The sequence below is a fragment of the Haloferax sp. ATCC BAA-644 genome (assembly GCF_000336975.1).
GTDB classification, from domain to species: Archaea; Halobacteriota; Halobacteria; order Halobacteriales; family Haloferacaceae; genus Haloferax; species Haloferax volcanii.
Window position 1 is genome coordinate 327,349 of record NZ_AOLF01000013.1, and the last position, 22,684, is coordinate 350,032.

Genomic DNA, 22,684 nt, shown 5'->3' on the forward strand with positions numbered 1-22,684 from the left:
CCGGGTTGGGGAGCGCCGCGCCGTCAGGTCATCGGCGAGCCCCCTTGCGGGCCTTCGTCGGGCGCGCTCACGTTCTCGTCGCCGTCGTCGGCGGACTCCCCGCGGAGCGCCAGCGCGAACGCGCCGAGCCCGACGAGCAGGACGACGAATTCGAGAACGCCCCCGAGGGGGACGAAGTCGAGGACGGCCAGTACGAACAGGCCGGCGAACAGCGCGACCCAGCGGTTGTCGTAGTCCGCGAGCGACAGGAGCCACGTCCCGAGGACGAGCGCGCCGTAGACGCCCGCGACCCAGAGGGCGAGCAGGAAGCCGACCCCACCGGCCAGCGAGAGCGGGATGCCCACGATGGTCAAAACCAGGAGCAGCAGGACGATGGGCACCGCGACGATGGCGAGGAGGCCGACGCCGCCGCTCCGCACGGCCTGCTTCGTCCCGAGGCCCGTCACGCGGCGGGCGAAGCCGGGGGCGACGAGGACGATAATCGCCCCGACGACGAAGTTGGCGAGGAGCCAGTAGCCCGAGACCACCCAGCCGGGGATGACGAAGTCGGACTGGCCGAACTGGAACGGCGTCCCGGCGACGACGGGCGCGGCAACCGCGAGGTCGTCCACCTGCCGCACGCCGCCGTCGACGACGGCCGCGGAGTCAACGGTCGCGGTCGTCGCGTCGTATTCGAGCGCCCCGCCGACCCGAGCGGTCGGGCCGACCGCGAGTTCGTCGGCCCCGACGCGGACGTTGCCGGCGACCGCGCCGTCGAGTCGGACGGTGCCGCCGGCGGCGTCTAACGACCCACCGATGTCGGTCGTGTCGCGGACGAACACCGCGCCGCCAGCGAGGCTCACGTCGCCGCCGACGCTGCCTTCGAGGGTCGCGGAACCCGCGACTGCGTCGAGGTTCCCGTTGATAACGCCCGTCTCCGTCACGAGGACGGTCCCGGCCGTCGCGGACACGTCGCCGGTTACCGTCCCGGCGACGACGACCGTGCCGCCGACCGCGTCGAGGTCGCCGTCGACGGTCTCGCCCTCGTCGACGACGACGGCCCCGCCGGCGGACGGTCCCTGTTGTGCGGCCGCGACGCCCGCGAGCGACCCCACCACGAGGAGGCTCAGGAGGATTGCGGCCAGTTGGTTGAGTGTGAACATCTGAATCACCGAGGCAACGCCTCGGATGAATGATACGACCCGGGAGAGCATAAACCGAGACAGACGGTTTCAGACGCCGGGAAACGGCCGACCCACCGACTATCAGCGATGCCAGCCGATTGGCGGAGTCGAGGCTTCGGTGCCCGGAGGTGACCCACCGCGGCTACCGCTTGGTCCATCTTTTTGCCGACTCGCGGGGATGTTCGCACATGGAGTACACGACGCTCGGAGACACCGGCATGGAGGTCTCCCGCATCTGTCTCGGCTGTATGAGCTTCGGCACGCCGGAGTGGCGCGAGTGGGTGTTAGACGAGGAGGCGGGGCTCGAACTGGTCGACCGCGCCATCGAACTCGGCATCAACTTCTTCGACACCGCCAATATGTACTCGAACGGCGAGTCCGAGCGCGTCCTCGGAAAGGCGCTGGAGGGCCGCCGCGACGAGGCGGTCGTCGCCTCGAAGGTGTACTTCCAGATGGACGACGACGACCCGAACTCCGGCGGCCTCTCGCGGAAGGCCATCGAGCAGGAACTCGACAACTCGCTTTCCCGCCTCGGGATGGACAGCCTCGACCTGCTGCAGATTCACCGCTACGATTACGACGCCCCCATCGAGACGACGATGCGCGCGCTCGACGACGCGGTTCGGCGCGGCAAGACGCGCTACGTCGGCGCGTCGTCGATGTGGGCCCACCAGTTCGCGGAGGCGCAGTACACCGCCGACTCGCTGGGGCTGGACCGCTTCGCCACGATGCAGAACCACTACAACCTGCTGTACCGCGAGGAGGAACGCGAGATGCTCCCGCTCTGCGAGAAGCAGGGCGTCGGCGTCATGCCGTGGTCGCCGCTCGCCCGCGGCTACCTCACCCGCCCCCACGAGGAGTTCGAGGCGACGACCCGCGGCCGGACCGACGAACACGCCAAGGGCCACCCGTACTTCGAGGGCGGCGGCCGCGAGGTGAACGAGCGCGTGGAGGAACTCGCCGACGAGAAGGGCGTCAAGATGGCGCAACTCGCCCTGTCGTGGGTGCTCCACAAGGACTGGGTTGACGCACCTATCGTCGGCACGAGCAGTATCGAACACCTCGAAGACGCGGTCGAGGCCCTCGACATCACGCTCTCGGACTCCGACATCGACTACCTCGAAGAGCCCTACCGGCCGGTGCGCGTCTCCGGCCACGACTAAGCCCAAGGGAAACAGCCTTCAGCGCCCGGACTGAGGGACGACCGTGTACGGGACACTCGCTCGAATCGCCCGCGACGAGCCGGAGACGGCGATTCTCGGCGTCGAGTCGCTGCTCGCGGCCGGCGTCCTCCTCGGCGTCGCGCTGACGCTCGTCTCGTCGCTCGCGCCGACGCTCCCGCTCGCCCACGTCGGGTTCACGCTCGCGGCGGCCGCGACGCTCCTTCTCACGGCCATCTCGCTCCTGGCCGCGTCGCGGCGAATCGCCCTCCTGCTCACCGGCCGCGGCGGCCTGCGAATCGAGACGTTCTGGCGGCTGCTCGAACTGATGCTCGCGTTCCTCGTCGCCGGTATCGTCGCCTTCGCGGTCCAACTCGGTGAGTTCGCGCCGACCGTCCCCGACCCGCGGGGCGGCGGCGTCTTCGTCGGCCTGTTCTTGGCGTTCGTCCTCGCGGGCGTCGGCCTCGCCGTGGTCGTCTGTCTCCGCGGGATGTGGCTCGTCGTGAACGCCGAACTTCAGTCGGCGCTCGACGGCGTCTGAGCCGCGCCGATGCCGTCGAGTCGCTTCACCGCCCGGAGCGCGACGACGGCGATGGCGACCTCTGCGAAGCCGACGACGAGAAACGACGGGAGGTAGCCGACCACGTCGGCGACGACGCCTCCGATGAGAAAGCCCGCGAGGAAGCCGAGGCTGCCGAAGACGTTGAAGCCGCCGAGGGCCGCCCCGCGCTCGCCCGAGTCCGCGAGGTCGGTCACGAGCGCCATCGTCGCGGGCGCGACGAGCGCGCCGAAGACGCCGACGACGACCATCAGGGCGGCCGCGAGTTCGAAGGCGGGCGCGACGCCGACGGCGACGATGGACACGCCGTAGAGCATCGACCCCGCGACGACGGGGACGAACCGGCCGACGCGGTCGGACAGCGAGCCGAGGGGGTACTGCAAGAGCGCGAAGGGGACGAAAAAGAGCGCGAGCACCCCGCCGGCGACGGCGGCGTTCACCCCGAACGCCTCGCGGAAGTAGTACACCCCGACGAGGGCGAAGAAGCCGGCGGTCATGCGGTCGATGAAGCCGAAGGCGTACGGGACCGCGAACGCCGGCCGGGCGGCCAGTTTCTTGAGGACGACGCCGACGCCGACGCGGGTCGAATCGGGCGTCCGGTCGGTGACGGTCGTGACGAGCAGCGCGACGGCGGTGAGCGACGCGGCCGACGCGTACAGCGGCGCGAGCGGGTCGACGGTCGTGAGTTGGCCGCCGACGACCGAGCCGAGCGCCGCGCCGAGGCCGATGGCGATGCCCGCCGCGCCCATGTTCCGGCCGTTGCCCCCCGAGAGGTCCGCGAGCATCGTAATCGACAGCGAGAACGCGCCGATGGTCATCGCGCCGCCGAGGAGGCGGACGACGAGCACCGCGCCGAACGTGGCGTCGAGCCACGGGACCGCGGCGAGCGCGAGGAGCGCGACGTAGCTGGCCGCGCCGCCGAGCGCGCCCGCGACGATGAGCCACGTCCGCCGGCCGAGCGCGTCCGAGAGCGCACCCCAGACGCTGGAGAAGGCGACGAACGAGGCGAACTCGGCGACGAGAAACAGCATCCCGGCCGAGAGGTCGTACTCCCCCTGTCCGCCGCCGAGGGCGGTCACGAGGTCGGAGACGCCGGGGTAGAGGAGCACCTGCGAGACGAGGACGCCCCAGACGGCGAGCGCGAGCGTCGCTCGTTCGCGGCGCGTCGAGTCCATACGGGGTCGGTCGGCCCGGACGGAAATAGCCCTGTCCTTGTTCGATTCGGTTGCCGTTACCCGAGGCGGACGGGGTCGAATTCGAGGAAGGCCGTCTCGTACCCCTCGTGGCGGGCGACCTGCGGCGGCACGTCCACCGCGAGGTCGACGGTCGCGTCGTCGCCGGTCAGCCCGGGCACCGACGCGCCGTAGTGGAACCCGATGTCGGCGTCGAGGCCGGGTTCGAGGCGGCCGTCGAAGCGGGTCGACCCGCCGGATTCGACGGTCGCGGTGAGGCCCAGCCGCGGAACGAGAAGGCGGTTGTAGGGCGTCAGCGGGAAGACGGCGAGGTACGGGTCGTCGCCGAAGCGGTCGGCGTCGAGGGCGGTGCCGACGAGTCGGAGGCTCCCGGTCGTCGCGCCCCCCAGCGCCGTGCCCGGAAGCGCCTCGGGGCCGCGGCCGAGCGGGATTGCGTCCATCGCCATCGGCCTGACCGCGCCGGGGTCGCCCTGCTGGTCGTCGAGCATCGTGTACGGGATGTCGTCGCGGTCGCCGGAACTGTACTCGAAGTCGAGCGTCGCGCTCGCGGGGGAGTCGAACCGGCCGACGAGGTCACCGAAGGGGCGCAGCGAGGGCGCGCCCACGTCCACCGTCACCTCGTAGGTGCCGTCGCCGTCGAGGCCGAAGTTCGAGCCGTAGTGAAAGCCCATCCGCTGGGAGAGCATCGCGTAGACGACCTCCTCGCTCACGAGGTCGCCGTCGCGGGCGATTTCGAGAGAGAGGCCCGTGTCGGGGACGACGACGCCCGTCTCGGGGTCCCAGACGGTCGCCATGAGATGCACGTCGTCGCCGGCCTCGACCGACAGTTTCGACGTGCCGAAGCCGTCGCCCTCGTCGGCCATCACCCAAAAGCGGTGGGGATAGCTGTAAAAGACGCCCACGCGGAGGTCGCCGGCGTCCGCGCTCCCGACCATGCGCATCCCCTCGGTGTGGGTCGGGACGTACACCTCGTCCGGGCGGTTCGAGACGACCGGCGGCTCGTTCGACGTGTAGAGCCGACCGAGTTCGGCGAGACAGCCGGAGAGACCCGCGGCCGCGACGGTCCCGCTCGCCGCGAGGAACCGACGCCGACTCGTCATGCCTCCCGGAGCGCGGTGAGGTCGTCGATGAGGGTCTGTTCGTCCGGCTGGTTACCGCGGTAGGTCCGCTCGACGTAGCCGTCGCCGTTGACGAGCGAGATGAGGCCGAGATGGGTGAACATGTAGTTGCCCTCGTCGTTCGGCTCGTTCTTCTGGAAGAAGACGCCGAACTGGTCTTCGACGACCGACTTCGCCTCGGCCTCGTCGGCGGGCCGGAGGAACTGCCAGTTGCCCGCGTCCATGTCGACGTTCATCTGGTCGGCCTCCGCGCGGAAGGCGTCGGCGTCGTCGCGGGCGGGGTCGAACGTGATGGGGTAGAACGACACCTCGTCGGCGTAGCCCTCGCTGACCGAGTGAATCTGGACCTCGCGGAGCGCGCTGATGAGCACCGGACAGACGGTCATGCAGTTGGTGAAAAAGTACGTGTGGAAGTGCGGCACGTCGATGTCGCGCACCGACACCTCGGCCCCCGCGATGGGGTCGGTGAGCGTCACGTCGGGGACCTGCTGGCCCCACGCCGGATACGGGAGGTCCTCGCTGGACACGTCGTTCTCGCGGTCCGGCTTCGACAGCGAGACGTTCGGGTTGGCGTCGCCCCCGCCGAGACAGCCCGCGAGGCCGACGGCCGCGCCCGCCCCGGCGGCGCGGAGATACGTGCGTCGTTTCATTACCCTCGCTAGCGCCCCGGCACTCAAATGCCGTTTGGTGCGCGTTTCGAACGGTGGCGCGCGTGTTCTCGTCCCGCACGACCGACGCGAAATCTTCGACGCACACACCAGAACGGACTTCCCCGCGAGGTCCCTAGCCCGGCGTATGTTCGACGGGTCTCCGTCCCGCCGGGAGTTCCTGAAGGCCGCGGTCGCCGCCGGCGGCGCGGCGGCGCTCTCCGCCTGCCTCGACAGGGCACCGGACGACCCCGTCCCGGCGGGGACCGACGCGTTCGAGGCGCTCCCGAGCCGGCAGCACGCGTGGAACGAGTTCTGCCGGGCCGACGACCACGGCAACGTCGAGATGCCCAGACATCAGGTGCTTCTCTACCTCGACCTCGACGGCGCGGGACCGCCCGACGAGGTCGCCCGCGCGACCGTCGAGGACGCCTTCCGCGTGCTCGACCGCGCCTACGAGCGGAGCCACGAGGGCGTCATCTGGTCGGTCGGCTATTCGCCGCGGTACTTCGACCGCTTCGACGACCCGCTTCCCGACAGCGTCGACCTGCCCGAACCGCGGGCGCTGTCGCCGTTCGAGACGCCCGAGTTCGACCGGCAGGACGCGCTCGTCCACCTCGCGTCCGACCGCGCCGACGCGGTGCTCGAAGCCGAGCAGGCGCTTCTCGGAGAGGTCGAGGAGGCCAACGGCGTCGCCGTCGACGCCGGCCTCTCGGGCGTCTTCTCGGTCACCTCCCGGCGGACGGGCTTCGTCGGGGCGGGCCTCCCCGCGGAACACCAGTCCGACCTGAACGGCATCCCGGACGGGAACCCCGTTCCCGAGGCGTCGCCGCTGTTCATGGGGTTCAAAGCGGGATTCGCCGGGAATCAGGCCACCGAGGAGTACGTCACCATCGACGAGGGGCCGTTCGCGGGCGCGACCACGAAGCACATGGCGAACATCCGCCAGCGCCTCTCGGACTGGTACGACGAGGAAGACCGTTACCACCGGGTCATGAAGCTGTTTTCGCCCGCGCACGCCGAACAGGACCTCGTGGAGGGCGTCGGCGACAACCTCGGGGACGACAGCGGCATCGACGCGATGCTCGACGGCCTCCGCGACGACGCCTTCGAGTTCGGCCACGTCGGCCACGCCCAGAAGGCCGCCCGCGCCAACCGCGACGACGAGGGGAACGTCAGACTCCTCCGCAGGCACTTCGAGTCGGCCGACGACGGCGTGGCGAGCCTGCACTTCCCGTCGCTCCAGCGCGGCATCTCGGCGTTTGAGGAAGTCCGCAAGGCGATGAACGGCACCGACCTGACCGACGTGCCGACCGTCCGCCAGCGCGTCAACAACGGGATTTTAGAGTACATCTTCGTCAAGCGCCGCGGCAACTTCCTCGTGCCGCCGCGGGGGATTCGGTCGTTGCCGACGCCGACCGGCGAAGTGCCGGGTTTGGACGGCTGAGTCGCCGCCGCGAGCTATCCGGCAGCCGACCGCTCGCGCCCTCAGACGTGTCCCAAGAACGACAGCGCCAGCCAAATCTGCCAGAGGCCGGCGAGCACCATCGCGGCCGCGGCGACTTTCTGGACCCAGCCGACGTAGCCCGAAAACAGACGGGCGAGTCCGTCGCCGAACGCGGCCGCGATGGTGACCACCGCGAGCGGGAGCGCTGCGGCGGCGGCGTAGGCCGCCAGCGAGACGACCGCCTGCACGGTCGGGAGCGCGAGCGATTGCGTGACGACGCCGAGGAAAATCGGGACGACGCAGCCGGCCGCGGCGAGGCCGTACACCCCGCCGAAGACGGCGAAACCGGTCACTGACGACCGGTACTCCGGGAGGACGACGTGGAGGCTCGGCGCGCGCCCGGTGAACATGAGGACGCCGAAGCCGACGAGCGCCGCGCCGACGAGCGGTTCGAGGAGCGCGAGGTGCGAGGCGACGCGGCCGCCGACGACGGCGAGCGCGCTCCCGATAGCGCCGAGGACGACCAGTGCGGCGAGCGACGCGACCGCCCCGCGGACGACCGCGCCGCCGAGGTCGGCCTCCTCGCTTGAGAGGTAGTAGCCGACGTAGCCCGGCAGAAGCGGGTAGGCGCAGGGCGCGAAGAAGGTGGCGACGCCGGCGCTGACGGCGAACGCGAGCGTGCCGGCGAAGGCGGAGTCGAACCCCAGCGCGGGGCCGAGACCGAACCCGGGCATCAGGCGACGTCCTCGACGGCGGCGCGGAGGTTCTCCTCGCTGGCGAGGCCGCGGTGGGTCCACGTCGCCTCGCCGTCGGCGTCGAAGACGACGAGATACGGGAGGCCGTTCGCGCGGACCGCGCGCATCAGGCTACTGTCGGGGTCGTGGCCGACCGTCCAGTTCCCGTCGTGTTCCGCCCACCACGCGCGGATATCGTCCATCGTGAGGCCGCCGCCGAGGCGCTCGTTCGTCACCGAGACGAACGCCACGTCGTCACCGAACTCCTCGTGGAGCGTCCGCAGCGACTCCATCTGGGCGACGCAGGGCGCACACCACGTCGCGAAGAGGTCGAGGACGGTCGGCGTCCCCTCGGCGGGGATTCGAACCTCGCCGGCCGACGAGCCCTGCGCCTCGACGGTATCAACGACGAGCGGGAGGTCGCCGGAACCGGACCCTGACGACGCGGTGGCGGAGGCGGTTCCGGCGGTCGTCTCAGTCGCCTCAGTCGTCTCCGGGGAGGCCGACTCGCCGCCGAGACAGCCAGCGAGGCCGGCGACGCTCGCGCCCGCGAGAAGAGAGAGGAGGGCGCGTCGTCTCACCGGGCGTCACCTCGTCGGGGTCGGGAGCGCGGTCGCGTCGTGTGCATACTCGTGGCTAGTGAATCCCGTCGTAAAGCATCGCTGGTGTCGTGCGCGAATCCCGCGCGAGAGGTGGTGTGGGCGTCGAACCACGCGATTCGCGTCCGACTACCGGGCGTTCTCGACGGCGCGTTGGAGGTCGGACCATCGCGGCGCGACCTGCTCGCCGTCGACGAGAACCGTCGGCGTCCCCTGGAATCCGCGCTCGTCGACGGCTTCGGTCCGCTCGGCCTCGACGAGCGGGCGGTAGCGTTCGCGCGAGGCCGCCGCGGCGACCGAACAGCCGTCGAGGCCGGCGTCGTTCGCGAGCGACTGGAGCGTCGACAGCGACCCCTCGGCGTCGCCGCCGCCGAACTCCGATTGGTTCTCGTAGAGCGTGTGGGCGAAGTCGAAGAAGGTCTCGTCGCCGGCCTCGTCCTGGGCCGCTCGGGCCGCCGAAGCGCCCTTCCACGACCACCAATCGTCCACCGGAATCGGGAAGTCGTGGTGGCGGTAGCGGGCGATTCCCTCCGAGACGTACTCGGACCGGAGTTGCGGGGCGACGTCGACCGCGAACGTCGCGCAGTGGGGACAGGCGAAGTCCTCCCAGACATCGACGACGACGCTCGCGTCCTCGGACCCGATGACGGGCGTGGTGAGCGAACTGACCGCGTCGCGTTCGGGGACCTCACAACCGATGGCGGCGACGGCGTCGTTTCCGGACCCGCCGCTTCCGCCGCCGAGACATCCGGCGGTGCCCAGCGTCAACGCACCCGCCGTGGCGGCGAGGTACGCGCGTCGTGTGTTGCGCATGGTCGGGGTCGGGGACGGACGAACTTAGATTCTCCGAGGCGAATCGCGGGGTTTCGGAGGGCGTTGCCGCTTTTCGTGGTTCGATTCGGGACACGGAGCTCCGGCGACTCACGGCCGACGACCGCGGTTTCAGTCGTCTCACAAACGACACTGATTAAGCCTCCTGTGGCGTCACCCGACACGTGCCAACCGTCCACTTCCGCGGCCGGGAAATCGAGTGCAACCGCGGGGACGTCCTCCGCGACGTGCTCCGCGCGGCCGGCGAATCGCCGCACAACGGCCACTCGTCGTGGTTCAACTGCCGCGGCGGCGGCTCGTGCGGTACCTGTGCCGTCCGGGTTCGCGGCCCCGTGACCTACCGGACGAAAAAGGAGCGCCGGCGGTTCCGATTCCCCCCGCACGACCCCGACTCGGGGCTCCGACTCGCGTGCCAGACGGTCGTCCTCGGCGACCTCTGGGTGGAGAAGTACCCCGGATTCTGGGGCCAACACGTCGACGACGCGGAGAGCGACGCGGACGAAGCCGGCGAAGCGGAGGGCGCGCAGGACACGGCTGACACACCGGACACCCGAGAACGGCGCGAAGCGACCGACTGAGCCGGCGGGTCGGTCAGTCGCCGGCGACGTGGTCGTACCACGACAGCAGGTCGTCGCGGTCGCGGGTGTCCGCCGGGAGCTCCGAAACGCGGAACCACCGCGCGGCCGAGATTTCCTCGTCGGGGTCGTTCACGCTGAGTTCGGCGGCCCCGTCGACTCGGGCGCGGTAGACGGGCATCACGCCCCACGTCTGGTGGCTGTCGCAGCGGATGTCGATTCGGGTAGCCATCGCGAGGCCGCCGTAGTCGGCGGTGAGACCGGCCTCTTCAGCGAGTTCGCGCCGGGCGGCCTCGGTGAAGCCCTCGTCGTCCTCGTCGACGCCGCCGCCGGGGAGGACCCAGAGGTCGACGCCCTCGTGGCGGACGAGCAGTATTTCGTCGCCGCGGCGGCGGACGACGGTGTGGACGCCGTAGGGCGTCCCCGTGGACTTCACGCGGGAGGCGAGCGTGCGGAACCGCGGGCGGGAGACGCGGCGGGTGTGAACCGGCTCGAGGTAGTCGGCGTCGGCGTGGTTCCGGCGCAGGCGGTGGTACGCCTGCTCGGCGCGCTGTCGCGCCTCGTCCGCGAGGAACCACAGGTCGTCGACCGTCATCGGCTCGCGGCCGGCGGTCGATGTGCGAGCGGGCGACTCGGCATACCGCACGGTTCGGCGCGACTCCACAAATCGGCTTCGACACGCGTCGTCGCGAGCGGCGGAGCCGGCGACTTCGCGGCCAATCATCGCCCTTTTATCCGGTGACGCGGAACCTGTGGGTATGAGCTTCGAGAAAGACGATAAGGTCGTCCTGAACGACAAGCACAGCGAGTTCGACGGCGAGACCGGCACGGTCACGCAGGTCATCGAGAGCATGTTCGGCGAGCCGACCTACACCATCAGCTTCGACGAGGGCCAGGAGGTCGGCATCGCGCAGGACCAGCTCGAAGCCGCCGACGGCGACGACGCGGACGAAGCCGGCGAAGAGTAAGCGACTCACACCGACCCGCCGCCTCTCAGACCCACTATGCCACGCGTTCCGTTCCACTACATCGACCTCCGAACGTTCTGCTACGAGACGGAAGACGAAAAACGGGTCGAGGAGGCGCTTCGGACGTTCCTCCCCGACGAGTTCGACGTCGACCGCGCCGAGAGCACCGGCCACCACGGCGACCGCATCATCGTCTTCTCCGCGCGCGTCGAGCGCGCCAACGACGTGCGGCACGTCCTCGACAAGATACGCGACCTCCCCGACTTCGAGACGCTCCTGGACGAACTCGACCAGCGCGTCACGGACAACACGGAGTTCTTCCTGCGGCTGGACAAACAGGCCGCGTTCAAGGGCGAGGCCCGTCGCGGCGGGGGGCTCACGCTCCGCGCGAAAGTCGAGGCCTACCCGGCGAAGAAGGAAGCCGCGGTGGAGAACGCCCGCGAAGCCCTCCTCGGCGACGAGTAGGGCCGCAAGCGAGCCGTCGGAATCGAGTCCCGCTCGCGTCCGATTGCGCTATTTTACTGGTCTTTCCACTTGATGGAACAGCCCTGCGAGGGGGACTCCTCGACGGGGATGTCGTCGCCGGCGAGGAGCGCCTCGGCGGCCGTCCGCATCTCGTGGTCGGTCACCTCGTCGTCGGGGCTCATCGCGTCGTCGATGCGGGAGTGGAACGCGAGTTCGAAGCCGTCGCCGACGTTCTCGAAGAGGAACGGGTCGGGCGTGCAGACCGCGCCGTAGTCGGCGGCGACCGCCTGCGACTCGTCGCGGAGGTAGGCGGTGTACCCAATCGTGCCGTCCTCGACGAGTTCCTGCATCTTCTCGAAGGAGTCCTCGGGGCGGTCCTCGGCGTCGTTCGGGTTGATGCCGACGACCGCGAGGTCGTCGTAGGCGCTGGCGAGGTGGTTCAGCTCCTCGAACTTCGCCTTCGCGTACGGACAGTGGTTGCAGGTGAAGACGACGAGGAGGGCGTCGTAGTCAGCGAACGACGAGAGGGTGTACGTCTCGCCGTCGGTGCCGGGGAGTTCGAAGTCGGGGGCGGCGTCGCCGCGTTCGAGTTCGGAGTCGGATTCGAGCAGTACCATGTCGCCACGTTGGCCCGCGAACATGAAAAGCGGTTGGCCCGCGGCAGTGCTGCATCGGCGTCGGAAGCTCCGTGACGCCCCTCAGTCGATGGACACGAGGGCGATTGCGAGGACCGCGAAGCCGATACCGGCGACCTTGCGAACCGTCAGCGGTTCGCCGAGCGCGACGATGCCGACGACAGACGAGACCGCGAGGAACATCCCGAAGATGGGAGCAACGATAGAGACGGGGCCGAGCGCGAGCGCCCGGTAGTACGAGAGAATGCCGACCGCGAGACAGGCACCGGCGGCGAGGACGTAGGGAAGTTTCGGGCTGATGACCGAGTCCGTGACGCTCTGCCCGGAGACGGCGATGACCCCGACGGTTCCCACGACGAGCACGCCGTTAGCGACCAGTGCGGCCACGTCGCTCGGGATTTTGGCCTGCCCGGTCGTCGCCACTTTCATCAGCGGCGCGACGAGCGAGTAGGCCCCGAGCGCGACGACCGCCCACGAGATGTAATTCACGGATAGAACGCGGTTCCGAGTCGTGTATAGGGTTACGATTCGACCGCAAGCCGACACGGACGAGCCGCGATAACACGGTGACGGCTCGATAGTAACCGATTTAGAATCGAGTATGAATTCTCACCTTAGATAGACAAACAAGACTAGATAGCGCCATAGACCAAATTTTTATCAAGTATTATCGCGTATTGGTGTGTATGTCCCAGGAAGTACAACCCTCGGTTATCGCGCACACGTGGGACGACCCGACTCGCTGTCCGTTCTGTCTCGACGAACTGGAGAGCGAAGGAGAGGGGTTCATGGACCACCTCGAAGAGAGCCCCGTCTGTCAACAGGGGTTCGGCATGTGGCGCGACGCGGTCGCCGACGACGTTCGCGGCGAGTGGTCCGGATAGGCGGCCAAAAACGGTTGTTTTTCGCGACTCGGTCGGTTCACTCGGGAGCGACGCCGAGTTGCGACAGCATGGTCATGCTGTCGGTGCTGTTCCACTCTTCGACGCACAGGCCGCCCTCGTAGCGCGCCTGCACGATACCCCACGTGTCCATCTTGCGGTGGGTCGCCGGGATGTCGCCGCGAGCGCTTCGGAGCGTTCCGTCGTGAGTGCCCGTCAGACGATACCGGGCGTACACGCTGTCGTCTCGCGCCGACACGTCGAACAGTTCCACGTGGAAGTCGGAGAAGGCGTCGTGGTACCGCCGCGCCCACTCTTCGACCGCGTCGGTCCCGATGATACCCTCGGGGTCCGAAAAGGCGTGAACCTCGACCAGCGGGTCGTACTCCTCTCTGATGATTCCGTAGTCGCGTTTGTTCCATAGTTCGTCTGCCACGCGCAGGAACGACGCTCGGTGCTGTTGTTCTTTCTCGGATGTTGCTGCCATCTCCACCACCGTTCGGAGAGACGGTCGACAGCGGCTTAGTTATGGATTCTTGGCATCACGAACGTCGCCGACGAAGGGAACCGACGGAGAAGTGGTAGCACCTCCCGGTCGCTCCACGAACGCGCTGCTCTCAGTCGCTCGGGGTCGCCTGCGGCCGTCGCGCCGACCCGTCCACCCGGCCGAGGAGCCACCGGGTCAACCCGAACGAGAGCAGGCCGAGGACGGCGACGACGCCGAAGGTGATGCGCACGCCGGCGAGATCGATGAGCGCCCCGAACGCCGGGGGCGCGACGGCCCCGCCGAGCGAGATGCCGACGGTGACGACGGCGAAGTTCTTGCCGAGGTCGGCGCGCTCCGAGAGGCGGTCCGCGAGCGTCGAGCGCGCGGGCCGGGAGACGCTGATGGTCCCGCTGAAGGGGAGAATCAATACGACGAGCGCGAGCGGGAGCGACCCGGTCGCCAAGAGCGCCCCCAGTCCGGCGAGCGCGGCGTAGCCGCCGAGGGCGACGGTGCCGGGGCCGACGCGGTCGGTGAGCGCGCCGCCGACGAGAATCGTCCCCGCGCCGACGACGAGCATCGCCGAGACGAGGAGGTTCGCCGTGCCCGGCGCGAGGCCGTAGCCGGCGGTGAGCAACTGCGGCGAGTACGTTCGGATGCACCACGCGGCCGCGGAGGTGAGAAACGAGAGGAGCGCGAGCCCCATCAGCCCCGCCGACGAGAGGAGTTCCGACGCGCCCCGTCGAATCCCCGCGAGCGTGGGGCGCGACGACGGGCGGTCCTCCGCCGCGGGCTTCTTGATTCGCTCGGGGAAGCCGCGGGCGATCGGGAGCGCAACGAGCGCGAACGCCGCGCCGAAGACGGCGATGGCCGCGACGGTCCAGCGCCAGCCGAAGCCGACCGCGCCGACGCCGGCGGCGATGGCGTACGAAACGGCGAAGCCCAGCGACCCGCCGAGGGCGTGCAGCGAGTACGCCCGCCCGCGATTCGTCTCCGAGGAGGCGGTCGCCAAAAGCGGGTAGTGCGCGGGGTGGTGGCCCGCGATACCGACGCCGAGGAGCGCCTGCGAGGCGAGGAGCCACGGGTACGAGGGCGCGAGCGCGGTGGCGACGATGCCCGCCGCGCCGAACCCGAGCGAGACGGCGAGGACGAGCGTCCGGCTTCGCGCGTCGGAGAGGTAGCCGAAGGGGAGTTGCAGGAGCGTCACGACACCGCCTTGGACGCCGATGGCGAGGCCGACGGCGGCGATACTCACGCCGAAGTCGTCGGCGACGAGGCCGATGACGGGCGCGAGCGCGACCAGATAGGCGTGGTTGACGACGTGCGAGCCGGCGACGAGGCCGACCACGCGGCGCTCCTGTGTCTCCGTCACACCGACTACTGGGCGGTGAGTCGTGAAAAGCTCGCGGTCCGCGGCGACAGTGGTCCGGCGCGTGGGTCAGCTGTCACCGGGGTCAGCTGCCACCGCGGCTACCGCGCCGTTCCCCGCCGAGCCGCGCGCCGAGCCAGAGGTCGGAGAACGTGTCGAAGAACTCCGCGCCGGTATCGACGAGTTCGCGCTCGATGCCGAGCGCCTGACACCGTTCGTCCACCGCCGCGAGATGCGATTGGAGCCGGTCTGTGTACTGCCGCGCCGCCGACCCGCCGAAGTAGGTCCGGCGGGTCGCCTCGGACTCGGGGTCCTCGAAGATGGCGTCGCCCGTCGCCTCGGGGTCGAGTTCGTCCGGGGTGAGCACCTGCGCGACGAGCACGTCGTTCCGCGCGAGCGCGGCGAGGCCGGACCCCACGTCGTCGGGGTCGAAAAGCAGGTCGCTCACGACGACCACGAGCGACCGCGAGTGGATGGTCTCGGCGTAGGTCGAAAGCGCCGCCGTGATGTCGCCGTCGCCGCCGGGCGTCGTCTCGTTGAGCCGCTCGACGAGCCGGAGCACCTCGCCGCGGCTCGACGCGTCGGTGTCGATGCGGTCGGGCAGGTCGCCGAGGAGCGAAAACCGGAAGTCGTTGTTCTCCTCGGCCGTCAGGTGGCAGAAGCCGAGGCCGAGCTTCGCGCCGTACTCGAATTTGTTCGCGCCGGCCTCGCCGAAGTCCATCGACGCCGAGGCGTCGAGGAGGACGTGGACCGTCAGGTTCCGCTCGGCCTCGAACCGCTTGATGAACAGCTCCTCGGTGCGGGCGTACACCTTCCAGTCGATGAGCCGCGGGTCGTCGCCGGCGGCGTACCGGCGGTGGTCGCTGAACGTGAGCCCCTCGCCCACGTCCGGCGACTCCTGTTCGCCCTGCCGCTGGGCGTTCGAGACGCGCTTCAGCGAGGTGTCGAAGCGGTCGAGTTCGTCGAGGAAGCCGGGGTCTATCATCGCTCGGTCACTCGTTCAACAGCCGTTGAATCACGTCGTCGGGGTCGAGTCCCTCGCGCTCCGCCCGGAAGTCGAGGATGATGCGGTGTCTGATGACCGGCGGGGCCATCTCGACCACGTCCTCCCACGAGACGTGGGTGCGCCCGTGGACGAACGCCCGCGCCTTCGCGGCGAGGACGAGCGCCATGCTCGCGCGGGGGCTGGCGCCGAACTCGACCTGCTCGTCCTCGCGGGTGCTGCGGACCAGTTCGATAGTCCGGTCGCGGATGTCGTCGGAGATGGGCACCTGCCGGACGAGTTGCTGCGCGGCGAGCAGGTGCGTCCGCGGCAGGACGCGCTCGACCTCGGGCGACTCGCCGCCCTCGGCGTACTGCTTGACGATGGTCCGCTCCTCGTCGAACTCGGGGTAGCCGACGAGAATCTTCATCAGGAAGCGGTCGGTCTGCGCCTCCGGCAGCGGGTAGGTGCCGCCCTGGTCGATTGGGTTCTGCGTGGCGAGGACGAAAAACGGGTCCGGAAGCTCGTAGGTCTCGCCCGCGGCGGTCACCTGCTTTTCCTGCATGGCTTCGAGGAGCGCGGCCTGCGTCTTCGGCGTCGCGCGGTTTATCTCGTCGGCCAGGACGACGTTGGCGAAGATGGGGCCGCGCTCGAACACGAAGTCGCGGCCCTCCGGCGTCTCGCGGATGATTTCGGTGCCCGTGATGTCCGAGGGCATCAGGTCGGGCGTGTTCTGCACGCGCGAGAACCCCAGGTCCGTCGCGTCCGAGAGGGCTCGCACGAGCGTCGTCTTCCCCAGTCCGGGGTTCGATTCGAGCAGCGCGTTGCCGTCGCAGAGGACGCAGACGAGGAGTCGCTCGACCACGTCGTGCTGGCCGATGATGCGCTTTCCGACCTCGTCTCTGACCGCGCCGACGCTCGCTTGGAGTTCCTCGATGCTGAGGTCGTCGTCTGTCGGGACCGCGGCGTCGGCGTCGGCCGCGGTTCGCTGTCCGTCGTCGCCGAATCGGTCTGGGTTGTCACTCATCTTCGTTCTCTCGTATCTCTAAGGTGTAGTCGCGAATCAGGTCGGCCTCTTCGAGCGTGTCGTCGGCGAGGTAGCCGGCGCGCTGGCTCTCGACGGCGTCGTCGCCGCCGTAGCCGGTCGAGTCGTAGGCCGCGGCCGCCGACTCCGGCCCGTCGCCGTCGCCGCTGCCGCCGGTCCCGGCGACGGTGGCGTTCAACTGCTCCGAGCCGGCGGCCACGTCCTCGGGGTCACCGAGGATGGAACTGCCGTTCTGGAGCCGCGTCTCCTCGTCGGAGAACTGTTCGGGGCGGTCGCCCGCGGAGACACCGTCCCCGGCGAGTCCCTCGAACTGGATGTCCGAGATGGCGACCTGGATGCTCCCCGCCGAGAGGAGCAGGGCGACGAGCAGCGCGCCGACGATGCGGCGGGTCGGCAGCAGTTCCACCGACGACGACTCCCGCAGGCGGGCCAGCACGTCGTCGTAGAGCGCGACCGACATGCGCGAGTCGCGGTTCGGGTTCCCGTCGTCGGCGACGAGGTCGCGGGCGGTCCGCAGCGCCTCGGCGACCGACGGGTTCACTTCCTCGAACTGCTCGACCGCCGGCACCCGCATGAGGATGAGGTACTCCGCGAGGCCGACGAGGAGGCCCACCGCGAGGGCGAGCGGGACGGCGACGTGGACCGAGACGGCCGGGTCAACCCGCGGGAGGAAGCCGAGCGACACCGACGACTCGACGGGGAGTTCGACGACCCGGAACGCGACGTTCGCCAACAGCGTCGCGGCCGCGGCGTCGACGACGCTGGAGACGACGGCGGCCTTCGCGGCCTCGCGGCGAACCTCACTCACGGCGTCGGCCATTTCCTCGCGGCGAGCGGCTCCCGCGTCGTCGGGCGAACCTCCCTCGTCGGCGGCGGTGTCGGGTGCCTTGTCAGACATCGCTACACACCGCCGGTTGGTTGCCGTCTTGGTAGCCGGCACAGGCCTGCTGGAGTTCGGCCCGGAGTTCGTCGACCCGGTCTTCGAGGCGGGAGACCTCGGACCGAAGCGAATCAATCTGGTTTTCCAGTCGGTCGTTCGTCGCTTCGAGCTCCTCGTTATCCGTTTCGAGGTCGTCTATCCGGTTTTCGAGGCGGTTGCGCTGTTCTTCGAGGTCGTCGAGCGTCGCCGTGAGTTCGCTGATTCGGCTCCGGGCGTCTTCGAGGTTGCTTTCGGTCTCTTGGAGTTCGTCCCGCGTCGACGACAGCTCGTTTTGCGTCGACGACAGCTGCGACTCCGTGTCTTCGAGGCTGTCGGAGACCTGCGACACGTCGCCCCGGGTGCGTTCGAGGCTGTCGTTCAGCTCCCGTAGCTCCGTCCGCGTCGCCGACAGGTTCTGTCGGGTTTGCGAAAGGTCCTCTTCGAGCGCCGCGTTTCGCTCGCGCAACTGCTCGTTCTGTTGGTCGAGCGAATCGACCGAGTACTGGTAGAACATCGTCGCGCCGACGGTTCCGGCGGTGAGTAGGACGACGACGACGACGAGACCGAGGTTCAGGGACCGACCCAGGGCACTCATATCAGACCACCTTCACTTTGCGTTCGACCCCGATACACTTGAAGACGCCGGGCGAGCACCTCGGCGAGATACAGGAGGAACGCGGCGGCGACGAACGCGACCGCCCAGTCGTCGCGCACGGGTTGGACGCCGGCGGCGTTGTCGCGGGCGGAGGCCGCGATTTCGGCCGCGTCGTTGGGTCCGTACATCGTCCCGCCGCTGTCGGAGACGGCGGCTTCGAGCGCGGCCGACCGGCCGAACCCGGCGTGCTCGACGGGGTAGTTCACGGCGAAGGCGGTGTCGAGTACGTCCCGATAGCCCGTCTCCGTGGGGACGACCGTCGCCTCGTAGACGCCGGGGCTGACCGCCGAAAAGCGCAGTCCCTCGACGCCCTGCGGGCGCTCGCCGCCGCGGTAGACGACGGTCGTCGACTGGTCGACCCGGGTGTCCGACACCTCGGTGACGCCGGACGCCTTCCGCTCGGGGTCACCGATGACGTAGTTCGTGGACTTGGTGAGCAGGAGCGAGTCGGGACTTTGGAGCAGGCCGTCGAGCGTGCCGTCGCCCGCGTAGGTGGTGACGGTGGCGACGCGACCGAGCCCGTAGCGCCACGACGCGACCGCGGGAGTGCCGTCATCGGCCGCGACGAGGAAGTTCGCGCCGCTCCTGACCGACACGTCGTTGACGCTGCCGGGGTTCGCGGTCAGCTCCACCCCGGCGGTGACGAAGTCGTTCTGGTCGACGACCGTGAGGCCGTCGCCCGCGTACTGGCGGTTCGACCCGCCGAAGAGGATGCGGAGTCGGTCGGTCTCGTCGGCTCTGAGGTAGTTCCCGCCGGACGCCCGCGCGATGGCTCGGAGGGTCCGTTCGTTCGGGTTCGGGCCGGTTCCGATGGCGATGACGCTGACCCCGTCGCGACCGAGTTGGTCCGCGAGCGTCGCGGCGTCTTGGAACCGGTCGTGCCCGTCGCTGATGAGGATAATCGTCCCGCGCCTGTCGCCGAGCTGCTGGGCCGCGCCGTCGAGGCCGACGGCGATGTCGGTCGCGCCGCCGGACTCGAGGCGACGGATGAGGTCGGCGGTCGACTCGCGGTTCGGCCCGAGCGGGCGGAGCGGCGAGACGTCGTAGGCGCGGTAGTTGAAGCCGACGATGCCGACCCGGTTCTCGTCGCCGAGTTGGTCGAGCGCGTCGAGCGCGACCGACTTCTGGACGCGCATCCCGCTTTCCGCGCTGCCGGAGACGTCGATGGCGAAGACGAGGTTCGTCTGCTGGGACGCGCCCTCGCCGGTCGTGACCGGCAGCATCGACGCGAGGCTCGACCCGTCGTAGCCGCCGTTTTCGAACGCGTTGCGCCCGCCGACGGTCAGCAGGCCGCCGCCGTCGATGACGAACCGCTGGAGCGAGTCGGTGTTGCCCACGTCCTCGGCGCGGAGGTCTTGGAGGACGACGGCGTGGTACGACGAGAGGTCCGTGGGGACGGTCTCGGCGGTCTCCACGTCGTACAGCTGCGAGAGGTAGTCGCGGAACGGGTAGTCGCCGCGGGAGACGTACAGCACCCGCGGGGGCTCGACCACGCGGACCGTCTTGCGGAACACGTCGTTCGTCTCGAAGCGGTCATCGCCGTCGATGCGGGCGGTGACGCGGTGAGTGCCGGTGGTCTCGAACGTCCGGGAGAACTCGATGCCGTCGGTGGTGTTGACCGTCTCGCGGGCGACTTCCTCGCCGTCGACGTCCACGGCGAGTTCGACGGTCGCGGTCTCGACGTCGTCGGGGACGACCCCGTCGACCTGCGCGAGGAAGGAGTTCTCGACGCCGACGCTGGTCTTCGACGGGCCGCTGACGGTGACGTACTGTTCGGTCTCGGTCGGTTCGACCCCGACCGCGCTCACGGTCGCGTTGAGGTCGCGGGCGAGCGTCGTCGCGGACGCGAGGCTCCGCCCCGAGGTGACCTGCCCGTCGGAGACGAGGACGACCGTCCCGTTCGGCCTGAGGTTGGCCGCGACGGCGTCACCGATGGGCGACGACCCGCCGCGGGCAACGGTCGAGGTGGTGACGGGGACGCCTTCGTCCTCGATGTCCGACGCGAGCTGCGACGCCACGTCCTCGGTGACGGCCGTGCTGTCGGAGTCGTCGACGAGGAGCGTCACCTGCGGGTCGCCGTCGGTCATCCGGGTCGTGACGGTGTACGGTCCCGCGGCCGCGACGACCAAGCACAGGACGACGAGAAGCCGGGACGCGAACAGGAGCCGCCGGGAGCGCCCGCCGGCGGTCCCGTCGGCCCCGCGGAAGATGAGCGCCCACGCGAGGAGCGCGGCCACCGGGAGCGCGACGAGAAACAGCGGGCGCTGGAGGCCGAGGGTCCGCCCGGCGGCCTCGACGGTCCACGCGAGGGGCGTCGTCGCGGCGGCGGGAGTCGTGGCGGCGACGCCGACATCCGCCAGCGCGGTCAGTACGACCGACGCCGCTCCGAGCGCCACCATTAGAGGTCACCCCGCCGGCGCAGGTAGGCCAACTCGACCATCGTCGCCGCGAGCGCGACCAGCGCGGCCCACTCGGTGAGCGGGTCCGGAACCTCGCGCTCTTCGACCCGCGTCGGGTAGTCCGCGGGGGCCGATGCGCCGTCCAGCGGCGCGGCGGCCACGTCGGACTCGGCCTCGCTGAGCAGCGACGCCGCGAAGCGCCCGTCGCCGACGCGGTAGAAGCCGGCGTCGTCGAGGCGGACCTCCGGGCCGGTCGCCTCGCCCGCAGGCGTCTCGACGGTCTGGTTCGCGCCCGCCGCGAGCGACCCGCCGGTCGCCCGGTTCAACTCGGAGAGCGTCGAGCGCCCGGCGAGGTAGAACACCGAGCGCTTCCAGAACACGGGGTACTGGTAGTTGTACTTGAACGCGGAACTGTCCTCCATGAAGCCGTAGTAGAGGACGCGGCCGGCCCCGCGGCGCTCGACGGCGACGAGCGAGGTGCCGTCGGTCGTGTTCACGAGCGACTGGCCGGACCGGAGGTCGCCCGCGACGTACTCGGTCGGCGGCGGGAAGGTGATATCGCGGGTTATCGGATGGCTCTCGACGGTCCCGATGGTCGGATTCGTCCCGACGCTTCCCTGCGAGACGAGCCGCAGGTCGCCGTAGCTCGGCGACTCCTCTTGGGCCTGAATCGCCACGCCGCCGCCGTCGGCGACGATTTCGCGGCCGGCCTCGACGTTGCCCGCGAGCAGCCGACCGGGGTTGACGTTGCTGTAAATAACCACGTCGTAGTCCGTCGAGACGGCCGTCGGCGGGTTGTCCACGGTCAAAGACACCTCGGGGATGACCGACAGCGCGGCCGTCAGATATCGGTTCTCGTCGTTCGTGAGGACGAGCACGTCCACCGAGGCGTCCTCGGGGGCCGCGACGTACAGCGCGTCGTCGGTCGGGAAGGCGTCGCCCGGCGAGAGTTCGACGCGCCCGCCGCCCGCGGGGACCGGGAGCGTCGCGGTCGCCACGTCGCCGGGGTCCATGCGGACCTCTCGGGTGGCTCCGGCGAGCGAGAGCGTCCGCGTCGCCGCCGAGTCGCCGTAGTTCTTCACCGTCACGGTGACGTTCGCGCCGGAGAAGCGCCGGTCGACGATGCCGACGTTGCCCGCGCCGCCGCCCGCGAACTGCTGGAGTTCGACCACGAGGCCGCGGGCGCGGGCTTCGCGGACCGCGTCGCTCCACGGCGAGTCGTCCGCGAAGTCGCTCAGAACGACGACGCGGGCGTCCTCGCCGGCGACGGAGGCGGCGGCGGTAATCGCGGAGCGCAGGTCACCCGGCGCGTCGCCCGCTTGCAGGCCGTCGAGGGCGGCGCGGGCGTCGGTCGCGCTCCCCCGGCGGAGCACCACGTCCGCGTTCGCGCCCGCCGAGACGACCGAGGTCGTGCCGGACACCTCGTCTCGCGCCGCGGCGAGGGCGCTGTCGAATCGGGTCCCGCCGCCGTCGCGGACGCCCATGCTCGCGCTCGTGTCCACGACGAGGACGGTCTCTTGGACCGCCTCCGACTCGGGAACCAGCACGTACGGCGTCGCCAGCGAGCCGACGAGCGCGACGAGCGCGACCAGTTGGATGAGGAGAAGCAGGCTCCGAAGCAGCCGGTCGAAGATGGGGTTCGAAGCGCTTCGCCCCGCCGCGTCCGCGAGGAACCGGAAGGTTGGGAGGGTGCGCCGGACCGGCTCCGGCCGCAACAGATAGAGGATGATGAGCGGGACTGCCCCCAGGAGGGCGACCAACCCGAGGGGGAACAAGAAGAACTCGGTGAGGGCCATGCCCGACCCGTGGCGCGCCTCCGGTATGGCTGTTTCCCTATTTGTTGACACGTTCCGCAA

25 protein-coding genes are annotated in these 22,684 nt (G+C 69.8%); 7 read left to right on the plus strand and 18 right to left on the minus strand.

The features are described 5' to 3' along the window. Nucleotides 1-23: 23 nt before the first annotated feature. On the minus strand, nt 24-1,142 hold the full coding sequence (locus tag C458_RS05415; protein ID WP_008578291.1) for a polymer-forming cytoskeletal protein: 1,119 nt from the start codon (nt 1,140-1,142) through the stop codon (nt 24-26). Nucleotides 1,143-1,351: 209 nt separating this feature from the next. On the opposite strand from C458_RS05415, the gene C458_RS05420 reads away from it, so the two are divergent. Then, nucleotides 1,352-2,326: an aldo/keto reductase gene (locus C458_RS05420; RefSeq protein ID WP_008573907.1), complete on the plus strand. Its 975-nt coding sequence runs from the start codon at nt 1,352-1,354 to the stop codon at nt 2,324-2,326. Nucleotides 2,327-2,369: 43 nt separating this feature from the next. Next, entirely contained in the window at nt 2,370-2,864 is a 495-nt protein-coding gene (locus C458_RS05425; RefSeq protein ID WP_008573908.1) for a hypothetical protein, read from the plus strand. On the opposite strand, the gene C458_RS05430 is transcribed toward C458_RS05425, so the two are convergent. Genes C458_RS05430 through C458_RS05440 form a run of 3 tightly spaced genes read right to left on the minus strand, consistent with a single transcriptional unit; the run spans nt 2,840 to nt 5,843 of the window. Continuing rightward, nucleotides 2,840-4,057 carry an MFS transporter gene (locus tag C458_RS05430; protein WP_008573909.1) on the minus strand — a complete coding sequence of 406 codons (1,218 nt, stop codon included), beginning with the start codon at nt 4,055-4,057 and terminating at the stop codon, nt 2,840-2,842. The genes C458_RS05425 and C458_RS05430 overlap by 25 nt on opposite strands. Nucleotides 4,058-4,113: 56 nt before the next feature. Continuing rightward, nucleotides 4,114-5,175: an iron transporter gene (locus C458_RS05435; protein ID WP_008573910.1), complete on the minus strand. Its 1,062-nt coding sequence runs from the start codon at nt 5,173-5,175 to the stop codon at nt 4,114-4,116. Then, nucleotides 5,172-5,843, minus strand: coding sequence for an SCO family protein (locus C458_RS05440; protein WP_008573911.1), 672 nt, complete (start codon nt 5,841-5,843; stop codon nt 5,172-5,174). Before C458_RS05440 ends, C458_RS05435 begins: the two co-directional genes overlap by 4 nt. Before the next feature lie 145 nt (nt 5,844-5,988). Between C458_RS05440 and C458_RS05445 the strand changes: the two genes are divergently transcribed. Further along, a complete protein-coding gene (locus C458_RS05445) occupies nt 5,989-7,287 on the plus strand; it encodes a twin-arginine translocation signal domain-containing protein (protein ID WP_008573912.1) in 1,299 nt (432 codons plus the stop codon). Between the two features lie 41 nt (nt 7,288-7,328). On the opposite strand, the gene C458_RS05450 is transcribed toward C458_RS05445, so the two are convergent. The 3 genes from C458_RS05450 to C458_RS05460 all read right to left on the minus strand — a co-directional run bounded on the left by C458_RS05450 (nt 7,329) and on the right by C458_RS05460 (nt 9,433). Beyond that, entirely contained in the window at nt 7,329-8,021 is a 693-nt protein-coding gene (locus tag C458_RS05450) for a cytochrome c biogenesis CcdA family protein (RefSeq protein WP_008573913.1), read from the minus strand. Then, entirely contained in the window at nt 8,021-8,602 is a 582-nt protein-coding gene (locus C458_RS05455; RefSeq protein WP_008573914.1) for a TlpA disulfide reductase family protein, read from the minus strand. The genes C458_RS05450 and C458_RS05455 overlap by 1 nt, the downstream gene beginning before the upstream one ends. A 147-nt stretch (nt 8,603-8,749) precedes the next feature. Continuing rightward, complete coding sequence (locus C458_RS05460; protein WP_008573921.1) at nt 8,750-9,433, minus strand: DsbA family protein; 684 nt, start codon at nt 9,431-9,433, stop codon at nt 8,750-8,752. A 182-nt stretch (nt 9,434-9,615) separates the two neighbouring features. Between C458_RS05460 and C458_RS05465 the strand changes: the two genes are divergently transcribed. Further along, entirely contained in the window at nt 9,616-10,029 is a 414-nt protein-coding gene (locus tag C458_RS05465) for a 2Fe-2S iron-sulfur cluster-binding protein (RefSeq protein ID WP_008573923.1), read from the plus strand. Between the two features lie 13 nt (nt 10,030-10,042). On the opposite strand, the gene C458_RS05470 is transcribed toward C458_RS05465, so the two are convergent. After that, complete coding sequence (locus C458_RS05470) at nt 10,043-10,621, minus strand: NUDIX hydrolase (protein ID WP_008579149.1); 579 nt, start codon at nt 10,619-10,621, stop codon at nt 10,043-10,045. Nucleotides 10,622-10,784: 163 nt separating this feature from the next. On the opposite strand from C458_RS05470, the gene C458_RS05475 reads away from it, so the two are divergent. Together C458_RS05475 and C458_RS05480 are read left to right on the plus strand one after the other, a co-directional pair. After that, nucleotides 10,785-10,994, plus strand: a complete 210-nt coding sequence (locus C458_RS05475) for a hypothetical protein (protein ID WP_008573927.1) — start codon at nt 10,785-10,787, stop codon at nt 10,992-10,994. Nucleotides 10,995-11,030: 36 nt separating this feature from the next. Next, nucleotides 11,031-11,459, plus strand: coding sequence for an RNA-binding protein (locus C458_RS05480; RefSeq protein WP_008573928.1), 429 nt, complete (start codon nt 11,031-11,033; stop codon nt 11,457-11,459). 53 nt (nt 11,460-11,512) lie between these two features. On the opposite strand, the gene C458_RS05485 is transcribed toward C458_RS05480, so the two are convergent. Beyond that, entirely contained in the window at nt 11,513-12,076 is a 564-nt protein-coding gene (locus C458_RS05485) for a thioredoxin family protein (RefSeq protein WP_008573930.1), read from the minus strand. Between the two features lie 81 nt (nt 12,077-12,157). Next, on the minus strand, nt 12,158-12,583 hold the full coding sequence (locus C458_RS05490; protein ID WP_008573932.1) for an EamA family transporter: 426 nt from the start codon (nt 12,581-12,583) through the stop codon (nt 12,158-12,160). 197 nt (nt 12,584-12,780) lie between these two features. Here C458_RS05490 and C458_RS05495 point away from each other — a divergent pair, with 197 nt between their 5' ends. Further along, a complete protein-coding gene (locus tag C458_RS05495) occupies nt 12,781-12,978 on the plus strand; it encodes a hypothetical protein (protein WP_008573933.1) in 198 nt (65 codons plus the stop codon). A 37-nt stretch (nt 12,979-13,015) separates the two neighbouring features. Here C458_RS05495 and C458_RS05500 read toward each other — a convergent pair whose 3' ends face one another. From C458_RS05500 to C458_RS05535, 8 genes are all read right to left on the minus strand, one after another. After that, nucleotides 13,016-13,462, minus strand: a complete 447-nt coding sequence (locus C458_RS05500; protein WP_008573934.1) for an ester cyclase — start codon at nt 13,460-13,462, stop codon at nt 13,016-13,018. Between the two features lie 130 nt (nt 13,463-13,592). After that, entirely contained in the window at nt 13,593-14,831 is a 1,239-nt protein-coding gene (locus tag C458_RS05505; protein ID WP_008573935.1) for an MFS transporter, read from the minus strand. A gap of 82 nt (nt 14,832-14,913) precedes the next feature. Next, nucleotides 14,914-15,813 carry a DUF58 domain-containing protein gene (locus C458_RS05510; RefSeq protein ID WP_008573936.1) on the minus strand — a complete coding sequence of 300 codons (900 nt, stop codon included), beginning with the start codon at nt 15,811-15,813 and terminating at the stop codon, nt 14,914-14,916. 7 nt (nt 15,814-15,820) lie between these two features. Continuing rightward, a complete protein-coding gene (locus C458_RS05515) occupies nt 15,821-16,837 on the minus strand; it encodes a MoxR family ATPase (RefSeq protein ID WP_008573937.1) in 1,017 nt (338 codons plus the stop codon). Then, complete coding sequence (locus C458_RS05520) at nt 16,830-17,753, minus strand: hypothetical protein (RefSeq protein ID WP_008573938.1); 924 nt, start codon at nt 17,751-17,753, stop codon at nt 16,830-16,832. The genes C458_RS05515 and C458_RS05520 overlap by 8 nt, the downstream gene beginning before the upstream one ends. Next, entirely contained in the window at nt 17,746-18,369 is a 624-nt protein-coding gene (locus tag C458_RS05525) for a DUF4200 domain-containing protein (protein WP_008573939.1), read from the minus strand. The genes C458_RS05520 and C458_RS05525 overlap by 8 nt, the downstream gene beginning before the upstream one ends. Beyond that, complete coding sequence (locus C458_RS05530; RefSeq protein ID WP_008573940.1) at nt 18,366-20,828, minus strand: vWA domain-containing protein; 2,463 nt, start codon at nt 20,826-20,828, stop codon at nt 18,366-18,368. The genes C458_RS05525 and C458_RS05530 overlap by 4 nt, the downstream gene beginning before the upstream one ends. Further along, nucleotides 20,828-22,624 carry a BatA and WFA domain-containing protein gene (locus tag C458_RS05535; RefSeq protein ID WP_008573941.1) on the minus strand — a complete coding sequence of 599 codons (1,797 nt, stop codon included), beginning with the start codon at nt 22,622-22,624 and terminating at the stop codon, nt 20,828-20,830. Before C458_RS05535 ends, C458_RS05530 begins: the two co-directional genes overlap by 1 nt. Between the last annotated feature and the right edge of the window lie 60 nt (nt 22,625-22,684).